This window comes from Dyella terrae (genome assembly GCF_004322705.1).
GTDB lineage: Bacteria > Pseudomonadota > Gammaproteobacteria > Xanthomonadales > Rhodanobacteraceae > Dyella_D > Dyella_D terrae.
On record NZ_SIZZ01000003.1, the window covers coordinates 336,381 to 359,778 of the forward strand.

At 65.4% G+C, this 23,398-nt stretch carries 19 protein-coding genes; 12 read left to right on the top strand and 7 right to left on the bottom strand.

Annotated elements, in window-relative coordinates; genetic code table 11:
* Positions 1-13: 13 nt before the first annotated feature.
* The 9 genes from ftsX (at position 14) to EYV96_RS16955 (ending at position 11,955) form a co-directional block, all read left to right on the top strand.
* Entirely contained in the window at positions 14-964 is a 951-nt protein-coding gene (gene ftsX, locus EYV96_RS16915; RefSeq protein ID WP_425478755.1) for a permease-like cell division protein FtsX, read from the top strand.
* Positions 965-1,097: 133 nt separating this feature from the next.
* Entirely contained in the window at positions 1,098-1,940 is an 843-nt protein-coding gene (locus tag EYV96_RS16920; protein ID WP_131152744.1) for a response regulator, read from the top strand.
* Complete coding sequence (gene ung, locus EYV96_RS16925; RefSeq protein ID WP_131152745.1) at positions 1,937-2,641, top strand: uracil-DNA glycosylase; 705 nt, start codon at positions 1,937-1,939, stop codon at positions 2,639-2,641. Before EYV96_RS16920 ends, ung begins: the two co-directional genes overlap by 4 nt.
* Before the next feature lie 217 nt (positions 2,642-2,858).
* Complete coding sequence (rpoH, locus tag EYV96_RS16930) at positions 2,859-3,716, top strand: RNA polymerase sigma factor RpoH (protein ID WP_131152746.1); 858 nt, start codon at positions 2,859-2,861, stop codon at positions 3,714-3,716.
* Positions 3,717-3,812: 96 nt separating this feature from the next.
* A complete protein-coding gene (locus EYV96_RS16935) occupies positions 3,813-4,511 on the top strand; it encodes a response regulator transcription factor (RefSeq protein ID WP_131152747.1) in 699 nt (232 codons plus the stop codon).
* Positions 4,508-5,959 carry a sensor histidine kinase gene (locus tag EYV96_RS16940; RefSeq protein ID WP_131152748.1) on the top strand — a complete coding sequence of 484 codons (1,452 nt, stop codon included), beginning with the start codon at positions 4,508-4,510 and terminating at the stop codon, positions 5,957-5,959. The genes EYV96_RS16935 and EYV96_RS16940 overlap by 4 nt, the downstream gene beginning before the upstream one ends.
* 135 nt (positions 5,960-6,094) lie before the next feature.
* Positions 6,095-9,301: an efflux RND transporter permease subunit gene (locus tag EYV96_RS16945; protein ID WP_131152749.1), complete on the top strand. Its 3,207-nt coding sequence runs from the start codon at positions 6,095-6,097 to the stop codon at positions 9,299-9,301.
* Positions 9,291-10,487, top strand: coding sequence for an efflux RND transporter periplasmic adaptor subunit (locus tag EYV96_RS16950; protein WP_131152750.1), 1,197 nt, complete (start codon positions 9,291-9,293; stop codon positions 10,485-10,487). Before EYV96_RS16945 ends, EYV96_RS16950 begins: the two co-directional genes overlap by 11 nt.
* A complete protein-coding gene (locus EYV96_RS16955; protein WP_131152751.1) occupies positions 10,471-11,955 on the top strand; it encodes an efflux transporter outer membrane subunit in 1,485 nt (494 codons plus the stop codon). The genes EYV96_RS16950 and EYV96_RS16955 overlap by 17 nt, the downstream gene beginning before the upstream one ends.
* 42 nt (positions 11,956-11,997) lie before the next feature.
* Here the strand turns inward: EYV96_RS16955 and EYV96_RS18865 are convergent, their stop codons facing one another.
* Complete coding sequence (locus EYV96_RS18865) at positions 11,998-12,204, bottom strand: hypothetical protein (protein WP_205746194.1); 207 nt, start codon at positions 12,202-12,204, stop codon at positions 11,998-12,000.
* Here EYV96_RS18865 and EYV96_RS18870 point away from each other — a divergent pair.
* The gene (locus EYV96_RS18870) at positions 12,203-12,400 is read left to right on the top strand and encodes a VOC family protein (protein WP_205746195.1); all 198 of its coding nucleotides are present in this window, start codon (positions 12,203-12,205) and stop codon (positions 12,398-12,400) included. The genes EYV96_RS18865 and EYV96_RS18870 overlap by 2 nt on opposite strands.
* 91 nt (positions 12,401-12,491) lie before the next feature.
* Here the strand turns inward: EYV96_RS18870 and EYV96_RS18820 are convergent, their stop codons facing one another.
* A complete protein-coding gene (locus tag EYV96_RS18820) occupies positions 12,492-12,650 on the bottom strand; it encodes a hypothetical protein (protein ID WP_165488714.1) in 159 nt (52 codons plus the stop codon).
* A gap of 69 nt (positions 12,651-12,719) precedes the next feature.
* Here EYV96_RS18820 and EYV96_RS19045 point away from each other — a divergent pair, with 69 nt between their 5' ends.
* Positions 12,720-18,935 carry an autotransporter outer membrane beta-barrel domain-containing protein gene (locus EYV96_RS19045; RefSeq protein WP_131152752.1) on the top strand — a complete coding sequence of 2,072 codons (6,216 nt, stop codon included), beginning with the start codon at positions 12,720-12,722 and terminating at the stop codon, positions 18,933-18,935.
* A 146-nt stretch (positions 18,936-19,081) separates the two neighbouring features.
* Here the strand turns inward: EYV96_RS19045 and EYV96_RS16970 are convergent, their stop codons facing one another.
* The 4 genes from EYV96_RS16970 to EYV96_RS16985 all read right to left on the bottom strand — a co-directional run bounded on the left by EYV96_RS16970 (position 19,082) and on the right by EYV96_RS16985 (position 21,677).
* Positions 19,082-20,476, bottom strand: a complete 1,395-nt coding sequence (locus EYV96_RS16970) for a pepsin/retropepsin-like aspartic protease family protein (RefSeq protein ID WP_131152753.1) — start codon at positions 20,474-20,476, stop codon at positions 19,082-19,084.
* A gap of 89 nt (positions 20,477-20,565) precedes the next feature.
* The gene (locus EYV96_RS18995) at positions 20,566-20,778 is read right to left on the bottom strand and encodes a hypothetical protein (RefSeq protein ID WP_131152754.1); all 213 of its coding nucleotides are present in this window, start codon (positions 20,776-20,778) and stop codon (positions 20,566-20,568) included.
* On the bottom strand, positions 20,775-21,203 hold the full coding sequence (locus EYV96_RS16980) for a VOC family protein (protein ID WP_131152755.1): 429 nt from the start codon (positions 21,201-21,203) through the stop codon (positions 20,775-20,777). The genes EYV96_RS18995 and EYV96_RS16980 overlap by 4 nt, the downstream gene beginning before the upstream one ends.
* Before the next feature lie 12 nt (positions 21,204-21,215).
* On the bottom strand, positions 21,216-21,677 hold the full coding sequence (locus tag EYV96_RS16985) for a helix-turn-helix transcriptional regulator (RefSeq protein WP_131152756.1): 462 nt from the start codon (positions 21,675-21,677) through the stop codon (positions 21,216-21,218).
* Between the two features lie 308 nt (positions 21,678-21,985).
* Between EYV96_RS16985 and EYV96_RS16990 the strand changes: the two genes are divergently transcribed.
* A complete protein-coding gene (locus EYV96_RS16990; RefSeq protein WP_131152757.1) occupies positions 21,986-22,456 on the top strand; it encodes a hypothetical protein in 471 nt (156 codons plus the stop codon).
* On the opposite strand, the gene EYV96_RS16995 is transcribed toward EYV96_RS16990, so the two are convergent.
* On the bottom strand, positions 22,450-23,298 hold the full coding sequence (locus EYV96_RS16995) for a helix-turn-helix transcriptional regulator (RefSeq protein WP_165488715.1): 849 nt from the start codon (positions 23,296-23,298) through the stop codon (positions 22,450-22,452). The two genes, EYV96_RS16990 and EYV96_RS16995, sit on opposite strands and share 7 nt — an antisense overlap.
* Between the last annotated feature and the right edge of the window lie 100 nt (positions 23,299-23,398).

The window sequence follows — 23,398 nt, forward strand, 5'->3', positions numbered from 1 at the left end:
CACCGAAACGCCGATCGTCGCCGATGCACCACGCGTGGAGCGCAGCCGCGCCCGCCCGGTGGCCAGCTGGCGCGAACACCATGCCTGGAGTGCGGCGGCCAGTTTCAAACGCCTGATGTCACGCCCGATTGGCACCCTGCTGACCGTGGCCGTGATGGCGCTGGCGCTGGCGCTGCCGCTCACCTTCTATCTGCTGCTCGGCAACGTGCAGAAGCTGGGCGAAGTGCTGGGCCAGAACCAGACCGTCTCGATGTTCATGCAGACCGGCCAGGCCGGCCCGACCGTGGAACTGCTCGCCACGAAGCTGCGCGAGCGTGCCGATGTCGCCTCGGTGACTGTGAAGTCGCCGCAGCAGGGCATGGATGAGCTGGCCAAGATGCAGGGCTTCTCCGGGGCACTCCATACGCTCGACAGCAATCCGCTGCCCTACGCCCTCGAAGTGCTGCCCAAGCCCGGGCTGGCGGCTGACGACGTCAGCCGCCTGGTCCAGGACCTGCGCGGCATGAGCGGCGTCGATCTTGTCCAGGACAGCGGCACCTGGCGCCAGCGACTCGATGCGCTGCTGGGTGTGGGCAACCGTGTAGTGATGGTGCTTGCCGCTTTGCTGGCCCTGGCCGTCTTATTGGTCGTGGGCAACACGGTGCGCGTGGACATTGCCAGTCGCAGCGAGGAAATCGGCGTGCTGATGCTGGTGGGTGCCAGTCGGGCCTTCGTGCGGCGGCCTTATCTGTATGCCGGCATCTGGTACGGTCTGATCAGTGGTCTGCTGGCTGCGGGCATCGCGTTGCTGGTGGAGATGGCGCTGGCCGAGCCCGTGACACGACTCAGTCATGCCTATGACGGCAAGCTTGAAGTCGGGGCATTGCCGTTGTGGGTGCTGGGTGCCGTGCCGGTGGTCGCCGCCGTGCTCGGCTGGCTCGGCGCACGCCTGGTCAGTGCCTGGCAATTGCGCAAAGCGGCATGACGGTTCGCCGGCCCGGTGACGCCGGTCGCAGGCGCGGTCGCCGACTCGGTGCAAGATGGCCGGACAGCCGGGGCGCAGGGGGTGCCCGGCGACTCGTCGGCATGGAAGCCGCGTTACGCGTGGATGGTTTGGAATGAGTGCAGGTTTCAGTAACCGCGTCATCAGTACTGCGCCTCGCGTGCTGGTGGTGGACGGTTCCAAAGTGGTCCGACAGCTGATTACCCGCGTGCTGCAGGCCGAGCTGCCGGCAGCCGAGGTGATCGGCTGCGGCACGGGTGCCGAAGCCCAGCAGTTGGTGGAAGCCGGCGCGTTCGACTTCATCACCATCGCCCTCCGACTGCCGGACATGGATGGCCTGGAGCTGGCGCGCTACGTGCGTGAATCCGCGCCGCAGATCTACGTTCCCATCGTCGCCGTTTCCGGCGACGTCGACGACCGCCTGCACCGGCGTACCCTGGGCGACCACGTCACCGATTACTTCGACAAGTCGCTGGGCTTCCAGGCCCTGGCTGAATTCATCCGCGGCTACGTCAATCCGGAAAGCGCCACCCAGGGTGACGTGCTGTACGTGGAAGACAGTCGCGTGGTCGCACTGGCCACGCGCCGCATCCTCGAAAAACACGGCCTCACCGTGCGCCACGTCATCAGCGCCGAAGACGCGCTGGCCTGGCTCGATACCGCGCGGGCGCAGGGTGAAGTCGGTGCCGACATCGTGCTCACCGACGTCAGCCTCAAGGGCGAGCTCACCGGCGGCGACCTGCTCGAACGCGTCCGCCGCGAGTACGGCTACAGCAAGGGCCGCTTGCCCGTGCTGGTGATGACCGGCGACGAAAATCCCGTCAACCAGGCCGCGCTGCTTCGCGCCGGCGCCAATGACCTGGTCGAGAAACCCATCGAAGAAAAGCTCCTGATGACCAAGCTCCTGTTCCAGCTGCGAGTGGCGCGGCATCTGCGCGCACGCGGCGAAACGGTATGAACGACGCGCGCATCCGCATCGAGCCGTCGTGGAAGGAGCGCATCGGCGGCTATCTCGAGCGACCGGACATGCAGGCGCTCTCGTCTTTCCTTCGCGACGAGAAACAGCATGGCAAGGTGATCTTCCCGCCGGGCCCGGACATCTTCGCCGCCTTTGACCACACGCCTTTCGACGCCGTGCGCGTGGTGATCCTCGGCCAGGATCCGTACCACGGCCCGGGGCAGGCACATGGGTTGTGCTTCTCGGTGCGCCCCGGTGTGCCGACGCCGCCGTCGTTGCAGAACATCTACAAGGAAATCCATCGCGATCTCGGCCTGCCCATCCCCGATCATGGTTGCCTGCTGCCCTGGGCGGATCAGGGCGTGCTGCTGCTCAACGCCGTGTTGACGGTGGAGCAGGGCCAGGCCGCTTCGCATCAGGGCAAGGGCTGGGAAGGTTTCACCGACGCGGCGATCGATGCGCTCAACCGCGAGCGCGAGGGCCTGGTCTTCATGCTGTGGGGCGCTTATGCCCAGCGCAAAGGCCAGCTGATCGACCGAAAGAAGCACTGCGTGCTGACCAGCGTGCACCCCTCGCCGCTCTCGGCCCACCGCGGTTTCATCGGTTGCGGGCACTTTTCGGCCGCCAATGCCTACCTGTCCGAACGGGGGCAGGACACCGTGGACTGGTCGCTGCCGCGCCGGGCCGATCTCCCGGCTTGAGTCTCAAGCAAGTCAGATACGCCGCCCCTGCCATCAGTCACCGCTTCACGGCCCTTGAATGGGGGCGCCGATACCCTGATTGCTCCCCAGGTGGCGGATGGACTTCCGTCCCTATTTCCTGTACGATTGAGTTCAATAAAGCAGCGGGAACTCCCGCGCGCTTTAGCACTCTCACTACGGGAGTGCTAAGCTGACCCCAATTCAGGAGGTTCCACACATGTCTCAAGCTCTGGTCACCGCCAACCTGCCGGTTCCTAGCGTCGTTGGCAGTCTGGATGCCTATATCTCGGCGGTGCACCGCATCCCGGTGCTGACCCAGGACGAGGAACAGGCCCTTTCGCGCCGCTACAACGAGCAGGAAGACCTCGATTCAGCCCGTAAGCTGGTCATGTCGCACCTGCGCTTCGTGGTCCACGTGGCGCGCGGCTACAGCGGTTATGGCCTGCAGATCGCCGACCTTATCCAGGAAGGCAACATTGGCCTGATGAAGGCCGTGAAGCGTTTCGACCCCGACCAGGGCGTGCGCCTGGTGAGCTTCGCCGTGCACTGGATTCGTGCCGAAATGCACGAATTCATCCTGCGCAACTGGCGCATCGTCAAGGTGGCTACCACCAAGGCGCAGCGCAAGCTGTTCTTCAACCTGCGCAAGAGCAAGAAGCGCCTGGGCTGGATGAACGCCGAGGAAGTGCGCACGGTGGCGAAGGACCTGGGCGTGCCGGAAGCGACGGTGCGCGAGATGGAGTCGCGCCTGTCCGGTCGCGACATCGGTTTTGAGGCTCCGGCCGACGCCGATGAAGACGCCAAGCCGGCACCGGAAGCGTTCCTGATCGACGATGGCGCCGATCCGTACGAGAACGTCGCCGACGCCGACCAGGCCGACAACCAGCTCGAAACCCTCTCGGCGGCCCTGCGTAACCTGGACGAGCGTTCGCGCGACATCATCCAGCGCCGCTGGCTCAATGAGGAAAAGGCCACCCTGCAGGATCTGGCCGACGAGTACGGTGTTTCGGCCGAGCGTATCCGCCAGGTCGAAGCCAACGCGATGAAGAAGATGCGCGGCCTGTTCGCCGCCTGATCATCGCGAAGTCGTTAGTATCCGACGGCCCCCATGCGGGGCCGTCAGCTTTTGCGCAGGGACGCGAGAACGCAGCGCCGCCGACCAGGTTCCATCATGCCCACCGTGTTGGTTATCGAAGACGATGAGGTTACCGCCCGCGAAATCGTGGCGGAGCTGAGCGTGCACGGCATGACGGCCGAATGGATACCCGACGGGCGCAAAGGGCTGGACCGCGCCACGGCCCAGCCGTTTGATCTGATCACCCTCGATCGCATGCTGCCGGGCATGGACGGCATCGACGTCGTCGCCGAACTGCGCCGCCTCCAGATCGACACCCCGGTGCTGATGATCAGTGCCCTGAGCGACGTCGACGATCGCGTGCGCGGCCTGCGCGCGGGCGGCGACGACTACCTCACCAAGCCCTTCGCGCCGGATGAAATGGCGGCACGTGCCGAAGTCCTGCTGCGCCGGCGCGTCCCCCAGAACGACACCCGCCTGCGCGTCGCCGACCTCGAACTCGACCTCGTTCGTCACATCGCCTACCGCGCCGGCCAGCCGTTGACCCTGCAGCCCACCGAATACCGCTTGCTCGAATGCCTGATGCGCCATTGTGGCCAGGTGCTCACGCGCATGATGATCTTCGAGGCCGTCTGGGGTTTCCATTTCGACCCCGGCACCAACGTGATCGACGTGCACATCGGCCGACTTCGGCGCAAGATCGACGGCGCGGGCCAGCCGCCGCTGATCCGCACCGTGCGTGGCACCGGCTACATGATCGTCGGCTCCGCGCAAAACACGACGGCCTCACCATGACCCGACCCAACGCCTGGCGCTCCGCCACCACACGCCTCATCGCCATTTACGGTGCGCTGTTTGCCGTATGGGGGCTGGTGCTCGTTGGGGTCATCCAGTGGGAAACCACGCGCTACCTCAACACCGTCATCGACCAGATGCTGGTGCAGCGCATGCATTACCTGGTCACCACCGACATGCAGCGCCTGCCAGGCGCGGTCGACGCGGCGGCCACCATCGATCCGCACGGCATCATGTCCGTCGGCCTGTTCGACGCCGGTGGCCAGGCGCTTGCCGGCAACATCAATAAGCTGCCCGCCGACCTCCCGCCCGACGATCAGGTAAGACTGCTCGCCCGTGGCATGCCGCGCCCGGATCGCGACGCCGGCACCGTGCGTGCGCGCGCATTGGCGACGCGACTGGCTGATGGTCGCGTGCTCGTCATCGCCAAGGACACCAGCACCATCGACGGTCTGGGTGCGATCGTGTGGCGCGCGTTGCTGTGGGCCATCTCGCTCACCATCATTCCCGGCCTGCTGGGTGGATTCCTCCTGCGTCGCGGGCCGGAAAAGCGCATTCGCGCCCTGCAGGAAGCCAGCGAGCCGATCCGCCAGGGCGATCTGTCCAAGCGCCTTCCCATGAGCGGGCGCGGCGATGAGCTCGATGTGCTCGCCGGCATCGTCAACACCATGCTGAGCGAGATCGAGCGCCTGATGAGCGAGGTGAAGGGCGTCTGCGACAACATCGCCCACGACCTGCGCACACCCCTCACGCGTCTTCGCGCGCGCTTGTATCGCGCGCAACAGCAATTGGACGGCCATCCGGAAGCCGCGCTTGTCGAGTCCTCGATCACCGATATTGACGCCGTGCTCGGCCGCTTCCGCGCACTGCTGCGCGTCTCCGAGCTGGAGGACAGCCATCGCAGCGCGTGCTTTGACGAAGTCGATCTTGGCGATGTACTGCGCCAGGTCCACGACTTTTACGCACCCGTCGCCGAAGATCGTGGCCAGCCCTTCGAGCTCGACATACAGGCCATGGATCGGGCGCGTGGCGACGCGCATCTGCTGTTCGAAGCGCTCGCCAACCTCGTCGGCAATGCCATCAAGTTCACGCCCAACGGCGGCACGGTTCGCCTGAAGGCGCGCATGGACAGCCGCGGCCCGCGCATCGATATCCTTGACAGCGGCCCCGGCATTCCCGCCGACGAACGCGACGCCGTCACCCGTCGCTTCTATCGCGGCGACAACAGCCGCACGACACCCGGCTCGGGCCTTGGCCTGAGCATCGTCAGTGCCATCGTCCGCCTGCACGGCTTTGCCCTCGACATCGGTGATTCCGCTTATGGCGCGCGCATCACGCTCTACTGCTATTCGGTGAAGCCCGGTGAAGTCCCCGGAACCTGCCTGTCGCGCACCATGCCCGAGACGCGGGAAGAGGCGAGGGCGGTCGGCGAGCCCGCACGCACCTGAGCTTCTGCGTTTCGCCCGGGTCGGAGACGCGGGCGCCCCAAAATGAAAATATCTTCATCCGCTCAGGCCGCCCGCTGAGCCGGCCGCGTGAGAAAATTCGCTGCGACGCATCATTCGCGCACGGAAAGTCCCCGCATGCTTGGCATCGTCCGGATCGCACTCACGCGACCCTACACGTTCGTTGTTCTCGCCCTGCTGATCCTCATCATCGGCCCCCTGGCCGCGATGCGGACGCCAACGGATATCTTCCCCGATATCAAGATCCCGGTGATCAGCGTGGTGTGGCAGTACAACGGCCTCCCGCCCGACCAGATGGCCGGCCGCATTTCGTCACCCTTCGAGCGCGTGCTCACCACGACGGTGAACGACGTCGAACACATCGAAGCGCAATCGATCGCCGGCTTCGGCGTGATCAAGATCTTCTTCCAGCCAACCGTCGACATCCGCACCGCGAACGCGCAGGTGACCGCCGTCGCACAGACACTGCTGAAGCAGTTGCCTCCCGGCATCACGCCACCGCTGATCCTCAACTACAACGCCTCCACGGTGCCGATCATCCAGCTGGCGCTGTCGGGCAAGGGCCTGAGCGAGCAGAACCTGGGCGATCTGGGCATCAACGCGGTACGCCCGGTGCTCACCTCCGTGGCAGGTGCCTCGGTGCCGTATCCCTTCGGCGGCAAGTCGCGCCAGGTGCAGATCGACATCGATCCCGCCGCACTGCAGGCGCGTGGCCTGTCGGGCCAGGACATCGCCAATGCACTGGCCGCGCAGAACCTGATCGTGCCGGTGGGCACGCAGAAGATCGGCACCTACGAATACACGCTGCAGCTCAATAACGCCCCATCCGACATCGATGCGCTGGGCGACCTGCCGATCCGCACCGTCAACGGCACCACGGTCTACATCCGTGACGTCGCCCACGTGCGCGACGGCAACCCGCCGCAGACCAACATCGTGCACGTCGATGGGGGTCGCTCGGTGCTGATGACGGTGATGAAGAACGGCTCGGCGTCAACGCTCGCGATTATCGAAGGCGTGAAACAGAAGCTCGCTGGCGCCAGGGATTCACTGCCCGAAACCCTTCAGATCGCACCTATCGGTGACCAGTCCATCTTCGTGCGCGCAGCCATCAGCGGCGTGGCGAAGGAAGGCATCATCGCCGCCGCGCTGACCAGCGTGATGATCCTGCTGTTCCTCGGCAGCTGGCGTTCAACGGTGATCATCGCCACTTCGATTCCGCTGGCGATCCTCGCCTCGATCGCCGCGCTGTCGGCCATCGGCGAAACACTCAACATCATGACGCTCGGCGGCCTTGCGCTCGCCGTGGGCATCCTGGTGGACGATGCCACGGTGACCATCGAAAACATCAACTGGCATCTGGAGCAGGGCAAGGACGTAGAGCCCGCGATCCTTGACGGTGCACAGCAGATCGTCACGCCGGCCTTCGTGTCGCTGCTTTGCATCTGCATCGTGTTCGTGCCGATGTTCTTCCTTGAAGGCGTCGCGCGCTTCCTCTTCGTGCCCATGGCCGAAGCAGTGATGTTCGCGATGATTGCCTCGTTCATCCTGTCGCGCACCCTGGTGCCGACGATGGCCAAGTACCTGCTCAAGCCGCACGCGCCGCACACCGACCTGCACGGGACCGACGAGGCGCTGCCGCCGTCGACGAACCCGCTGGTCCGTTTCCAGCGCGGTTTCGAAGTGCGCTTCGAACGCGTGCGCGCGCTGTACCACGAACTGCTCAGCATGGCCCTGGAACACCGCAAGGTGTTTGTCACCGGCTTCATGGTCTTCGTGCTCGCTACGTTCGCGCTGGTGCCGTTCCTCGGCCGCAACTTCTTCCCGTCGGTCGACGCCGGTCAGATCCTGATGCACGTGCGTGCTCCGGTCGGCACGCGCGTGGAGGAAAGCGCCAATCTCTTCGCGCAGGTGCAGGCATCCATTCGCCGCATCATTCCGCCGGAGGAACTGGGCACCGTCGTCGACAACATCGGCCAGCCGATCAGCGGCATCAACACCGCTTACAACAACACCGGCACCACCGGCTCCTGGGATGGCGACATTCAGCTGGCGCTGAAGGAAGGTCATCGACCGACGGCCGAATACGTGCAGGAAATGCGCGAGCGCTTGCCTCGCGAGTTCCCCGGCGTGACGTTCTCCTTCCCGCCCGCCGACATCATCAGCCAGATCCTCAACTTCGGTTCACCTGCACCCATCGATCTGCAGATCCGCGGCAACAATCTTCCGAAGAACTTTGCCTATGCCGCGCAGCTGCTGCGTGATATTCGCCGCATTCCCGGCGTCGCCGATGCACGCATCCAGCAGTCGCAGGCGAATCCGATGTTCTCCGTCGACGTGGATCGCACGCGCGCGCAATTGCTTGGCGTGACCGAACGCGATGTCACCAACAGCCTGGTGGTGAACCTTGCCGGCTCCAGCCAGGTGGCGCCGACGTTCTGGCTCAACCCGGCCAATGGCATCTCGTATCCCATCGTGATGCAGACGCCGCAGTACAAGCTCGATTCGCTTGCCTCGCTGGAGAACATCCCGGTGACGTCGAGCGGCGGTGGCAGTTCGCAGATTCTCGGCGGCCTGGCCACGCTCAAGCGTGGCGCCGGCAATGCCGTGGTGAGCCAGTACAACATCCAGCCGATGGTAGAGATCTTCGCCACCACGCAAGGGCGTGATCTTGGCGCCGTTGCCGCCGACATCCAGAAGGTGCTGGCTGCCCACGCCAAGGATCTGCCCAAGGGTTCGTCCACGGCCTTGCTTGGCCAGGTGCAGACGATGAACAGCGCCTTCTCGGGCCTGATCTTCGGTTTGCTCGGCGCGGTCGTGCTGATCTACCTGCTGATCGTGGTGAACTTCCAGTCGTGGAGCGATCCCTTCGTGATCATCACGGCGCTGCCCGCCGCGCTGGCCGGCATCGTGTGGATGCTGTTCGCCACGCACACCACCTTGTCGGTGCCTGCGCTGACGGGCGCGATCATGTGCATGGGCGTGGCCACGGCCAACTCCATTCTGGTCGTGAGCTTCTGTCGCGAACGCTTTGCCGAACACGGGGACGCCGAAGCGGCGTCGCTGGAAGCGGGCTTCGTACGCTTCCGCCCGGTTCTGATGACCGCACTGGCCATGATCATCGGCATGGCGCCGATGGCCCTGGGCCTGGGCGAAGGCGGCGAGCAGAACGCGCCGCTGGGTCGCGCCGTCATCGGCGGTCTTGTCTTTGCCACCATCGCCACGTTGTTCTTCGTGCCGGTGGTCTTTCGCATCATCCACGGGCGGCACGGCAGTGCCGCCGAGCCGGCAGCTGTGCCCGGAGAGCCTGTCCATGTTGCCTGATAACACCCAAACCACCATCTCGCGTCGCGGCCTGCGCCGCGCCGGCTGGATCGGCGCCGTCGTCGTCATCGTGGTTGTCGTCAGCGGCGTCGCCACGCGCGCCAACGACGCCCGTGATCTGCGGAAATGGACCGACGCCCAGACGGAGCCGACGGTCAGCATCGTGCCTGCGGCTCCCAGCGAAAACGGCTCCTCGCTGGACCTTCCCGGTCGCCTTGAGGCGTATTCGCGCGCACCGATCTATGCGCGTGTCAGCGGTTACCTGAAGTCGTGGAAAGTCGACATCGGCACGCCGGTGAAAGCCGGTCAGCTGCTCGCCGAGATCGAAACGCCGGACCTCGACCAGCAGCTGCTGCAGGCCAAGGCCGATCTCGCCACCGCCCAGGCGAACGCGACGCTCGCGGGCACCACCGCCAAGCGCTGGCAGTCGATGCTCGCCTCCGACTCCGTCTCGCGCCAGGAAGTGGATGAGAAGACGGGTGACTTCGCCGCCAAGCAGGCCATCGTGAAAGCGGCCCAGGCCAACGTGGATCGCGTCGAGGCGCTGAAAGGTTTCACCCGCATCACTTCGCCCTTCGACGGCGTCGTCACCGCGCGCGAAACCGACGTTGGCGCGCTGATCAACGTCGGCAGCGCGGCCGGGCAGGAGCTGTTCGTCGTGTCCGACATGCGCAAGCTGCGCGTGTATGTGCGCGTGCCACAGAACTACGCTCCGTCGATCAAGCCGGGCGATATCGCCCAGCTCACCGTGCCGGAACATCCGGGCCAGACCTTCAAGGCCAGGGTCGAAGCCTCCGCCGGCGCCGTTTCGGCAGAGTCGGGTACGACGCTGATCCAGCTTGCCGTCGACAACGCCGATGGCAAGCTGATGCCCGGCGGCTACGCCAGCGTACGCCTCGATCGTCCCGCCAGCGCCACGGCGTTGCGCGTGCCGGCCAGCGCGCTGGTTTTCGACGACAGTGGGCTTCGCGTCGCGACGCTGATCGCCGACGACAAAGTGCTGTTCAAGCCCGTCACGATCCTGCGCGACTACGGCAAGACCGTCGAACTGGGCTCGGGTCTGTCGGCCGGCGATCGCGTGATCGAAAGCCCGCCCGATGGCCTCGCCAACGGCGACAAGGTACAGATCGCCAAGCAGCCGGAAGTCGCCAAGGCGCAAGGTCGCAGCAATGAAAAGAAGGCTTGAGTTCGTCCTCGCCCTGTCCATCGCCGCGGGGTTGAGCGGTTGCTCGCTGGCGCCCGCGTACAAGGTGCCGGAGGTGCCGGTCGCCGATCAGTACCAGGAACATGGCGACGCCATGGGCAAGAGCTGGGTCATGGCCCAGCCGGCCGATCAGCTGTCGCGCGATGGCTGGTGGCAGTTGTATGGCGACGCGCGACTGGATGACTTGCAGCAAAAGCTGCTGGCCAATAACGCCGACCTCGCCGCCGCGCTGGCGCACTATCAACAGGCGCAGGCTTTCAGTGCACAGGCACGCGCTGGCATGTTCCCGCAGGTGGGCGCCAGCGCGAACGGCCAGCGCGATCGGCAGTCCGATACCAAGCCGCTGCGTGGCGCGACCTCGCCGGCCATCTACGAGAGCTACACCGTCGGCGTCGAGATCGACTACGAAGTCGACCTGTGGGGCCGCGTGCGCAACACCGTGGAGGCGGGCCGGGATGATGCCCTTGCCGCTGCCGCCGACCTGGCATCGGCACGCCTGAGCCTGCAAGCCCAGCTCGCCGACAACTACATCGTGCTGCGCGGTCTGGACCAACAGATCAAGTTGCTCGACGAAAGCATCCACGCCTACCAGAAGGCGCTCGAGCTGACGCAGACGCGTCATGGTGGCGGTATCGCCTCCGGCCTCGATGTTTCGCGTGCGCAGACGCAGTTGTCATCGACCAAATCGCAGTGGTCCCAGACGGCCGCGCAGCGTGCCATGACGGAGCACGCGATCGCCGTCCTCGTGGGCGAATCCGCGTCGAGCTTCCATATCGATCCGGTCACGGACGCGATCCCGCTGCCGACCGTACCGGTGACCGTCCCGTCCGTCCTGCTGCAACGTCGTCCGGATATCGCCGCCGCCGAACGCCGTACCGCGGCTGCGAATGCACGCATCGGCGTCGCCCGTGCCGCGTACTTTCCGTCGCTGGGCCTCAGTGCACTGGGTGGTTTCCAGAGTGCGGAGTACGGCGGCCTGCTCACCGCCCCGAATCAGTTCTGGGCGGTCGGCCCGACGTTCCTCTGGAGCGTGTTCGACGGCGGCCGCCGCAAGGCGGGCGTCGCTGCCGCCAGGGCCGCCACCGACGAAGCCGGCGCGCACTACCGCGGCATTGTGCTCACCGCGTTCCAGCAGGTCGAAGACAATCTCGCTCAGCTCAATCACTACGGCACCGCCCGCGGCGACCAGCAGGATGCGGCCGACGCCGCGCAGCACTCGCTGGACCTGGCGATGGACCGATACCGCCAGGGCGCCGTGGGTTACCTCGATGTCGTAGCCGCGCAGACCACCGCACTCGACGCCCAGCGCAGCCTGCTCGACCTCGACACACGGCAATTGCGCGCGAGCGTGCAGTTGGTGCGCGCGCTGGGTGGTGGCTGGTCGACCGACGCGCTGGCCGAGCTGTCCCGGCGTAGCGCCATGGATGAAGCACGGGGTCCCACGCGATAGCAGGGGTCCACGGCGTGGCCCGGCAGTCGCGATGTCGTCCGGTCATGCCGCTGAAGGCCTGCGATACCCGGCAACGCGCGGAGTACGGTGTGCCATCGGGGCCATGACATGGCCATCCAGCGCATGGACAACATAGGCATCGTCGACGAGGACCTCGACGCGACGATCGGTTTCGTCCGCGAGCTTGGTCTGGAGATCGAGGGCCGGGCGCGTCACGGGACGGGAGAACCAGCGCGTCGAGATCGCCATGATGCGCACGCCCGATGGTCACAGCCGGCTTGAGCTATCCCGGTTTCTCGCGCCGGCGGTGGTGGCCGATCATCGGCATGCCCCGATGCATGCGCTTGGCTATTTGCGCGTGATGTTTGCCGTGGATGATCTGGATGCGACGCGTGAGCGCGTGCGCAAAATGGGCGCGCAACGGGTCGGCGAGCTGGTGCGGTAGGAAGACATGTACCTGCTTTGCTACATCCGCGGTCCCCAAGGCTTGCTCATCGGGCTTGCCCAGCAGCTCAGATAGCTTGCAACAGGGGTTTTCAGGCGCTGTGGTGCGCGCGGTACTTCACGAACATCGCGCCGTTGACGAAGATGCGCCGCTGACCGGCTGAGACAGCCGCACGGTTGGCGACATTGCGACGCGAGTCGCCGGACGCCGCCGTCCGGCGCGTGACCAGATCCGCTCTCGCTTTGCGCACTACATAACGTCAAGCACCAAGCAAAACGCTCCTTGCCCGGGGGCGTTGTTTTTATACAGGGGAAAATCCATGAATCGCGTCTACCGTCTTGTCTGGAACCGTCATCTTCGCGCGGTCCAGGTGGCCTCTGAGCTTGCGTCGTCGCGTAGCTCTGGCATGACGTCGACCGGTGCTGCGCGGCCGCGCCAGCGCGCGTTGGCGATCGCCTGCATGACGGTGTTCGCGCTGGCCTGGGCGGGCGCAGGTCACGCGGTGACATCCTACGTCGGGGCGCCCGGTGGTTCCGGCGCGCATGGCACGCTGGGAAGTGCAGGCGCCGGCGGTTCGGCCACCGGTCTTGCCTATGCCGGTGGCACGGGTTCGATCACTGCGGGCACGCCGACCTATACGCAGAATCCCCAGGGGACGTCAGGTCTGTCCGTGTACAGCCAGTGGGGTGTATCGGGCGGCGGCGGCGGCAGTGGCGGCGGCACGGGTGGCGCATCAGGTGATGCGGGCGTCCGTGCCGGACAAGGTGGCGCCTTCTATCTGACGGGAACGGGCGGTGGCGGCGGCGGTGCGGGCGGCACCGGCTCACCCGACGGCACGGCGGGTGGCGGCGGCGGTGGCGGTGGTGGCGACGTGGGTCGTGCCGTCGCATCGTCACTTGTCGGCGGATCGCTGACCGATATGTACACCGGTGGCTCGGGTGGCGCGGGTGGCCATGCCGACGCCGCCGGTGCGGGCGCAGGCGGTGGCGGCGGCGGTGGAACCGGCTTGTTGCTCTCCGCCGACACCAGCACGGCGGTCAATGTAGGGAGCGCCGTCGTCATCACGGGTGGCGCCGGTGGCAAGGGCGGTGACGCTTACGCCGGGGTTGCCGGTGGTGGCGGTGGCGCGGGTGGCGCGGGCATGGTGGTGCTGGGGAATGGCCCGGTGAACATGTTTGGCGCCATCACGGGCGGCATCGGCGGCCGCGGTGGCCAATCCGGCACAGGCTCGGCAACGTTGGACGGCAACGCGGGCGGGGGCGGTGTCGGCCTGCTGATGACCGGCGGTAGCAACGTGTCCGTTTACGGCACGGTGGCGGGCGGCTGGTCGGGCGATGGTGCGAAGCGCGCCAGTGCGGTCTATATCGCTGGCGCCGGCAATCAGCTGGTGCTCGCAGGTGGAGCAAGCCTGGACGGCAATCTCACGCTGGGCGCCGGCAGCAGTGCCACGTTCGTGAACCTGCAAAGCGGTGCGTTCACCAACAACATGGCGCTGGGTGCTGGCAGCACGCTCAGCCTGGTTTCCGGCCAGCAGCAGTCCTACACCGGCATCATCAGCGGCGGCGGTGCGCTGCGTGTGTCCGGGAGCGGTATCGCACTGACCGGTGCCAACACCTATAGCGGCGGCACCGTCGTCGACGGGCCCACCACGTTGACCATCGCCAACGACGGCAACCTGGGCGACGCCAGCGCGATGCTCACGCTCATCAACGGCGGCCAGCTCGCGGTCAGCGGCGCGTGGAACACCGCACGCAATATCCTGGTGAAGGGTCCCGGTTCCGACAACGCCATCACCACGCAAGGCGACGTGACGCTGGGTGGCGCCATCGAGATGCAGACGGCGCTGAGCATCGACGCGGGTAGTCATGCCATCGTTGCGGTCAATGCCGGTAACCAGCTCAATGGCGACCTGACGCTGATCGGCAAGAACATCAACGTCAGCTCGGGCAGTAATCTGAGCGTGGTCAGCCTCGACGCGAAGGGCAGTGCGGTGACCCTGACGTCGCAGGGCACGCTGTCCGTCATGACCCCGGTCCTGGCCGATACCGGTGCGGTGACGCTGACCGCGAAGACAGGCGCGTTGATGGTCAGTGGCTCCATCACCGGCGGTGACGTTGCACTGTCGGGCACCGGTGTCTTCCTGCAGGACGTGCAGGCGAGGAATACGCTCGCGATCACCTCGACCACGGGCAATCTGGTCCAGGCGTCCGGCGGGTGGCTGTCGGCTGGCGACGTTTCGCTCCATGCGAACAACGGCGGGATCACCATAACCAATGGCAGCAATTCCTTTGGCGGCAATGTATCGGCGACGGCGCGTGACGGCATTACATTGACGACGGCCTCCGCGCTGAACCTGGGCACGATCAATGGCTCGTCGCTTCAGGTGAGCTCGATGACTGGCCTGATCACCCTCAATGGCAACATCCACACCCTTGGCTACCAGAGTTACGCCAATGCGGTGACGCTTCGTAGCGACGCCGACCTGAGCAGCACCCTTGGCAATCTTGCGTTCGGCGGTCCGGTGGATGGCGCACATTCGCTGACCGTAAGCGGCAACACGATCTCCTTCCAGGACGCCGTGGGCAGCACGACTCGCCTGACCAGCCTCACCAGCTCGGGCAACACCTCGCTGGCTGGCGATGTTTCCACGTCGGGCGATCAGTCGTACTACGGCAACGTCACGTTCGGCCGCGATACGACGCTTTCCGGTGCGCAGGTGTATCTGGGCTACGACGTGTCCAACAGCTACGGTCTGACCATCAACGGCAAACTGATCACCGGCTCCACGATCGGTGCGAGTGCAGCGCTTACCTATCTGCAGGTCAACGGAGACGGCCGGTTCGGCGGAAGCATCTACACCACCGGCGCGGTCAACGTCACCGGGGCCACCACTCTTGCCAGCAATGTCGTCATCCAAAGCACAAGTTCTGATGTCCATCTCGGAAACGTCGATGGCAGTCGGAATCTGTCCCTCCAGGGCAGGCAGCTGACGGTGGGCACGGTGGGCGCCGTGACGGCCCTGGATACCTTCACCCTGACGGGCCAGCGCATCGCGATCGATGGCGACATTCGCGCGGTCAATCTGCGCGCTTCCAGCGCCAACGATGTCGCGATCGATCACGACCTCTACGTGGCCCAGTCGATCTGGCTCTATGGCGCGCCCAGCACTCACGTCACCTACGGCGTGACGGGCACCGTTGCGTCGGGCCAGATCTCGCTGGACCCCAATGTGACGCTGGATATCGGCAAGGGCACCGCCACGGGCACGCTGTCCGGCCCCGTGGTCGTGGCTGGCGCACTAGCCTTTACCCGCACGACCGACAGCACGTACAGCGGCATGCTCACCGGGCCGGGCAGTGTCACGAAATCCGGCGTCGGCGCACTGACACTCGAGGGCAACAGCGGCGTCTTTCTCGGTGCGACGACCGTGCAGGGCGGCTCGCTGATCGTCGGCGGCAGTGCCGGCAGCAACGCCAAACTCGGTGGCGCGGTCAGCGTGGACAGCGGCGCGACGATCGGTGGCCACGGCACGCTGACGGGCAGCCTCAACGTGAACGCTGGCGGCCATGTGGCGCCCGGCAACTCCGTCGGCACGCTCACCGTCAATGGCAACGTCGCGCTACAGGCAGGTTCGCAGCTGGACTTCGAACTCGGTCGCCCCGGTGCCACGCTGGCAACGCCAGGCACAGGTGACCAGCTCGTGGTGGGCGGCGCGCTTGCCAATGCCGGTGGCACAATCAACATCAACGATGCCGGCGGATTCGGCGCGGGCCTGTACACGCTGATCAAGTACAACAGTCTTGCTTCAGGAAGCCTGCCATTCACGCTGGGCATGACGCCAGCCGGGCAGACCGTCAAGCTGGTGAGCGACACCAGCCAATCCGCGATCAACCTCATCAACAGCACGGGCGTGGCGTTGCAGATGTGGAACGCCAACGGGCTCGCAAGCAGCACGCGCCTGGGTGGTGGCAGCGGTACCTGGTCGATGGCATCGCCCGTCTGGGCCAGTGAGGATGGCTCCATCGTCGGCATCATGCAGCCTGCGCCGGGCTACGCCGTGTTCGGCGGTGACGCCGGCGTGGTCACGGTCGACAGCGGGGCCGGGCAGGTAGGCGCCACGGGCATGCAGTTCGCCACCGACGGCTACGTGATGAATGGTGATGCTCTGGCGCTGGGTGGTACCGCCACGATTCGCGTGGGCAACGGGGGCACGAGCGGCACCGACATGACGGCGACGATCGACAATGTGCTCACCGGTTCCGCTGGCCTCACGAAGACGGACTACGGCACGCTGGTCCTCAATGGTTCGAACACTTTTGTCGGCGACGTGTCAGTGCTGGGTGGGCGCGTGTCGGTATCCAGCAACGACAACCTGGGCGTGGCCAGCAACGCCGTGCTGCTCGACGGCGGCACGCTGCAGATCACCGGTGCCGCGCTAAGTGCATTCTCGCGACAAGTGACGCTCGGCAGCCACGGTGGTGGTCTCGATATCCTGGGCGGGCTCGCTGTATCGCTCGACTATTCGCTCGATGGCACCGGCGGCCTGGTCAAGGATGGCGGCGGCAGCCTGAGCCTGCTCAACGGTGCAAGCTATACCGGCGGCACCACGATTCGCGCGGGCACCCTGCTGGCCAACAGCGACACGTTGCATGGCGACGTGACGAACGATGCGCAGCTGGTGATGCAGCAAGCGGGCGATGGCGCGTATGCAGGCGCGATCAGCGGAGGTGGCTCGCTGCAGAAGACCGGCAACGGCATGCTGACGCTTACGGGGGCAAACAGCTATTCGGGCGGCACGACGATCAGCAGCGGCACGCTGGTGGGCGACGCTGCGAGCCTGCAGGGCGCTATCCGCGTGGATGGTGCGCTGGTGTTCGATCAGGCGGTCGACGGGGTATACGCGGGCGTGCTAAGTGGTGCGGGTGCGGTGAGCAAATCGGGCAACGGCACGCTGGTATTCAACGGACACAGCAGCAACACCGGTCGTACGCAGGTCCAGGCCGGCAAGCTGGTGATTGGCGATGACAACCATGGCGATGCCTTCCTCGGTGGCGTCGTCACCGTGGCGAACGGCGCCACGCTGGGCGGCATCGGCAGCATTGGCGGCCTCAATCTCGCGGGCACGGTGACGCCGGGCAATTCCATCGGCACGCTCACCATCAATGGCGATGCCACGTTCCAGAAGGGTTCCGCCTATCAGGTCGACGTGAATCCGGATGGCACGTCGGATCGCATCGTGGTGAACGGCCATGCCACGCTGCTCGGTGGCAGCGCCCTGGCGATCGGACCGGCGAATGGCTGGGCGCCGAGCACGAACTACACCATCCTTACGGCCACCGGCGGCATCACGGGCAAGTTCGACACGGTGAGCAGCCAGCTCGCCTTCCTCACGCCGACGCTCAGCTATGGCAGCAACGCGATCACGCTGCAATTGATGCGCAACGACATTCAGTTTGCCCAGGTCGCCACGACGGCCAACCAGAAGCAGGCCGGCAGCGCCGCGGAATCGCTTGGCATCGACTCGCCGCTGTTCCAGCAACTGCTCACCCAGGATGCGGCCACGGCGCGCGCCAGTTTCGACCAGTTGTCCGGCGAGATATTCGCCAGCACGCGCACGGCTTTGATCGACGACAGCCGCTACGTACGCGATGCGGTCAATCGTCGCCTGCTGGGTACGGATGACGGCGGGCAGGGTTCACATGCCACGAACGCCGATGGCGTGACGGCGTGGACCAGTGTCTGGGGACACTGGGGTGACAAAGAGGGCGACGGCAATGCCGCGCGTGCCACGGCCAATGGCGGTGGCGTGCTGCTTGGCGGCGATCTGACGGTGGGAAATGACGCGCGTCTGGGCGCGTTGGTGGGCCACGGGCAGAGCAGCGCGAAGATCGCCGATCGCCACTCCGATGCGCACGCGACCACGACCTGGGCCGGACTCTACGGTGACGCCCGGTTTGGCCGTCTGTCCGTGCGCGGTGCAGCGTCGTATGGGTGGCATGACGTCGACAGCAATCGCACGCCGATGATAGGCGAAACAACCAGCCGCCTTGGCGCGAGCTACCACGCCAGCAGCTGGCAGGCGTATGCGGAAGGTAGCGTCGACCTCGCCGTCGGTGAGCGCCAGACGCTGGCGCCCTTCCTCAATCTCGCCCATGTCCAGCTCGATACGGATGGCGCGCGCGAGCACGGTGGCGTCGCTGCCTTGCGTGCGCCTGGCGACAGCAGCGCGGTCAGCTACGGCACGCTGGGCCTGCGCGACACCTGGCAAAGCACCACCGGCGTGTCCGTGCACGCCGGTCTTGGCTGGCAAATGGCCTGGGGTGACCGCGCGCCGACGTCTCGCATGCAGTTCGTCGAAGGTGGCAACGTCTTCGGCGTGGCTGGCGTACCGGTGGCGCAGCACGCGGCGGTCATCGACGCCGGCATCAGCTTCCCGCTGAGCCAACATGCGCGCATCGATGCCAGCTATCTGGGGCAGTTCGCCAGTGACGCGCGGGACCAGGCGGCTCGCGTGAGTCTGGTGGTTTCGTTCTGAGCCGGAAGGGCCAGGTTCACTGCTTGCCGTGCGGCAGGAAGTAAGGCGAACCTGGCTCCTTCGATGAGGCGAAGATTCAACGCGGGAAACATGCGCTTGAGGATGGCCGTCGCTGCACTTGTGGCGCTCTTTGAAGATGCGCCGGCTTACGGCGTTACCGTTGCGTCGGCACGTACACACGCGGTGCCGCTGACGAAATCCAGGTCCATGACCGCACCCTTGAGGATGGCCATGCCCGCGACGTAGCGCACGGCACCGTCCGAAGGCCGGGTCCTGACGACGATCTCGCGCTCCGACACGCCGTTGTCCACGCGCTTGGCGCGCTCGACATACTTCGTATCCACCTGGCCCATGGCCGTGGCCACTTTCACGGTTTTCTTCGTGCCGGCCAAGTCCGCCGGGTCGACAATGCCGTATTGCTCCAGCTCACCGTCGAACCCGGAATCGAAGACGGCGTTGACGGGTTTCCCGTCGACCTTGATCGGAATCATCACCTTCGCGTTGGTGCCTATGAGATCGGAGCGCATGGTCAGGGGCCGGGAGCATGCGCGGTGCTGGCGTCCGCCAACGCTCATGTGCCGCATGGACAAGCTGATGTAGCCCAGGCGCCGCAGGGTCGACAGTCCGAGGATATTGGGTGTGGCTGCCGATACAACGGCAACGGGCACCCTGGACAGCGTGTCATGGCCAATCACCAGCGTAGGCAGCACGCCCAGCGATGACCTGACCGATCGGTCACGGGCGGGGGACAGCCAGCTTGGCCCCGGCAAGATGCCGAGGGCTCGGGCTGTTGGCTCGTTGAGGAGCGTCATGAAGCCGGCCGTGTCCGGGATCGCGTCGAACGCGGTTGGCCCCGAAAGAAGATCGACGGCGGTGAGGCCGAGCGTCGATACCGGATTGAGTTCGCCTTTGCGAATCTTGTGGAAGGGCAGATCGGTGGCATCGCCTTCTTTGGTCGCCGATGGAGGGGCTGCTTCGGCAAGATGGGCGATCGCGTCGAGATCCACGCCGTTCTCCAGCTGGCGCAAGGCGAACAACGGACCATACTGCCGGCGCAGATCCGGATAGAACGACTGGCGAATGTGCCGGACGCCGGTTGCCCAGGCTACGGGCCGCTCCTCCAGCAGGAAGTTGCCCACCTGGATCATCGTGCAGGCAAGCTCCTGCACGTGATCGTTCGCGCGCCGGCTCAGCGAGATACACGTCGCAGCCGCTTCGTTGGACCGACCGGGGTCCATCTTGACGCGATACAGACCCGCTTCCGCGAAGGCACGAATCGCCGGTTTGGTGGAAGTTTCCATCAGCTGGGAAAGGGCGACGGCATCGCCTCGCTCGATGGCGTCGATCACCCCGAATCGGTCGGTCATTTCCTGCGGTTCGAGAGGTTCACTGGCCTGGGCGAAGGCCATCGTGCTACCCAGGCATGGGAGCACGATGAGCGCAGACATGGCACGACAGGCCGCCTTGCGCAGATTCAACGCGCGAGCGCGGCGCGGGCTGGTCGGTGCCTCGGTCTTTCCATCCATGGAGTGATACGACATCTGAAATCCGGGTCAGTGCGAGCTTGCCATCTAACCCAAAACACCGTGACCTGATCAAGACAGGCGAACCGGCAACGCTCGCCGATGGATCAGGCCGCGCGCTTTGGCCTGAAGTACGGAAGCGCGAACATATAGAGCCCCGTGAACAGCTGCAGGAACAGCGGTGGCAGCGGCGAGTAGGTCAGCCATGCTGGCGGTTCTCCCTGACCAAGGCCTCTCCATACAAAGTTCCCGATGACTGTCACGGTGAAAACGATCGACGTCCAGCGGTGAATGGGTCGAGCCAGCGATCCTGCGCTCATGCCGTGCGGCCTCCGCGCGACTTGCGGGATTCGATCATCTTCCACCCGTTACCGGACGGATCGCGAAAGCCGGCGTCCACCGCGCCGTAACGGTCCACGGGCTCCTGGGTGAACTCCACGCCGCGGGCGGCGAGCGTCTCGTACATGGCGCGGCAATCGTCCACGGCAAGCACCAGGGCCGGCATGGCGCCTTTGGCCACCATCTGCTGCAGCGTGGCTGCGGTGGCAGCGTCATGCAGCGGCGAGCCGGGCTTGAGCAGTCCCAGCTGGAACGATGTCTGCCCGCTCGCCTGCACCGTCAGCCAGCGATAGTCGCCATTGCGCGCATCCGTATGGACCTGGAAGCCCAGCTTGTTGACGTAGAAATCCAGGGCTTCGTCCTGGTCGCGTACATAGATGCTGCTCACGTTCACTTCGATCGTCATGGAACCTCTCCGTTAAGTGTCGCTCAGGCTAGCGATGGCCCTGGCCCGGCGCTTCTCCAAAACTGCGGTCTTCAGGTCCGGTCGCTCGGCCGCGCGGACAATGCATGCCGGCACCGGTGCGGGCGCCGTGCCGTCCGCTATCGCGCGGTCACGGACGACCCCGGGGCTTTCGCCGGTGATATCCCGAAAGATGCGCCCGAACGTGCCCACGCTTTCCCATCCGGTCTCAAGCGCGATCTCAGTAATGGGACGGTCTGTTTCCCGCAGCAGCGCGACCGCGCGCTCGATGCGGCGACTAAGCAGATAGCGATGAGGCGGAACGCCAAATGCTTCCTTGAACGAACGCGCGAAGTGCGCTGGCGATACTGCGCTGATCTGCGCGAGCCGGCTAACTGGCCACGATTCATGCGAGGCGCCGTCCATGCGGTCCTTGGCGCGCAACAGGCGGCGCAGAAGTTCCGGGCTTTGGCTCATGGATCAGTTCCCTTCAACCTGGCGTGGCGTTTCAAGCGTGTCGTTCGAGTGCCTGGCCGACAGGCTGGCCATGGGCAGCAGCGGCGCCACGGGTACGCGCTCAGATCGCCATCATTGCAGGCCGTGCTGCGCAGGGAAACCGGTTTGCCGGGAGAGCCTGCAAAGCCATCTTGCCAAAGGGAGATCGCTTTCGTCATGGATGGTGCGATGCGTCGTCTGCCGACTTCCCTCCGATGAACCGGGCCATGGTCATTCGCCGCGGGATGACGCAGAATCGGCGCGGGACTGGGGAGTCTGGGAGGGGAAACATGGATCGGAGCGTCTGGAAAGTCGTGCGGATGTGCGTGGCTGTAGCGTTGATATCGGCGTGTTCCACGATGCCGCTGGAACCGTCGAAGTCCGAGTACGCGGCCCTGAGTGCCGAGCCTGCGCCGTCCGAATGGGCAGAAGGATCGATCTGGACCTTCAGTTTCGAGGAGTCGGGCAAGATCTATTCGTTCACCTACAAGGTGACCAAAGAACCGATCAGCGACTGCGCCAGCGGCGCCCCTTTGGAGCTGGTGCCTGTCGGCGAGGGAGCCAATCCCAAGGATGCGGCGGCCTATCGAGTCTTCGGGCGCGTGCTTGTCATCAACCTGAATCCTCGGTTGTGCGATAGCGGCGGCGAACTGCGTGGAGTACTCGATGGCCCAAGCTTCAGGGGTGTGTACGACGGCAGCACTTTCATAAGCCGCGGGACGAGGACCGAAGCTACAGGTCACAGAGTCGACGCTCAGTAGGGCAAGGCGGCCGTCCGGGCGTCACTTGCTCGACGATAATTTGATGGCGTCATCCCGAACATTTGCCGGAAGCGACGATTGAAATCCGACGCATCGTTGAATCCGGCATCAAGCGCTACGTCGAGCACGCTGCTGTTGCCCTGGCGCAATAATCGCGCGGCCTGCCGCATGCGCAGCGCCAGCGAGAACTGATAGGGCGTCGTGCCAGTGATGCGTTTGAATTCCCTGAGCAAGTGACAGGGGCTTAGTGACGCGCGTTGCGCCAGTTCCGTGAGCGAGGGCGAAACCTGCGGCGAAGCTTCCATCCAGTGCACCAGATCGTGGACCCGGGCCGCGCCTCGCCGCGCCATGCGCCCTGTTCGGAACGACGCTCCGCGGTGGCCTGTGCCCGCCAGCGCAACGCACGCTACCAGCTCATGCGCCAGTTCCTCGAGGCGTTGCGGTGCTTCGACACCATGATCTGCACAAGCCAGCAAGGCCGGATCCGTTTGCCTGGGTGCGAGGGAAGCGCATTCAAAGCGGCTTCGCGTCACGTTGCGCACGCCGGCGATCAGGTTTTCATGAAAAGCCGGATCGAAATGGAACGCGAGGCACCGGTCGCCGATGCTGTGCTGGTGGCTGCATTCAAAGCCATCGCCGGGGTTACCCAGAAGCACGGCGCCCGGAACCAGCATCGCGGTGCCCCGCGACGAGCGGTACTGAAACGTTCCGCTGAGCACCACCGCCACGGCAACGTGTGTGTGCTGCTCTTCGAAGGAGCGGTCCGTCGGTCCCGCCGAGCAAACGACTTCGCTGGCCGTCCAGCCGGGTCCACTGGCGAGTGTCGTGGCGATCAGGGTCATTGATCCGAATCCGTCAATTTTTCCCAAGTGGGGCTCGGGACCCGAATGGTAACGTCCCTTGTCGCCTTGTCGCATCAAGGCGCGTGGTGTGGCGTCGCCA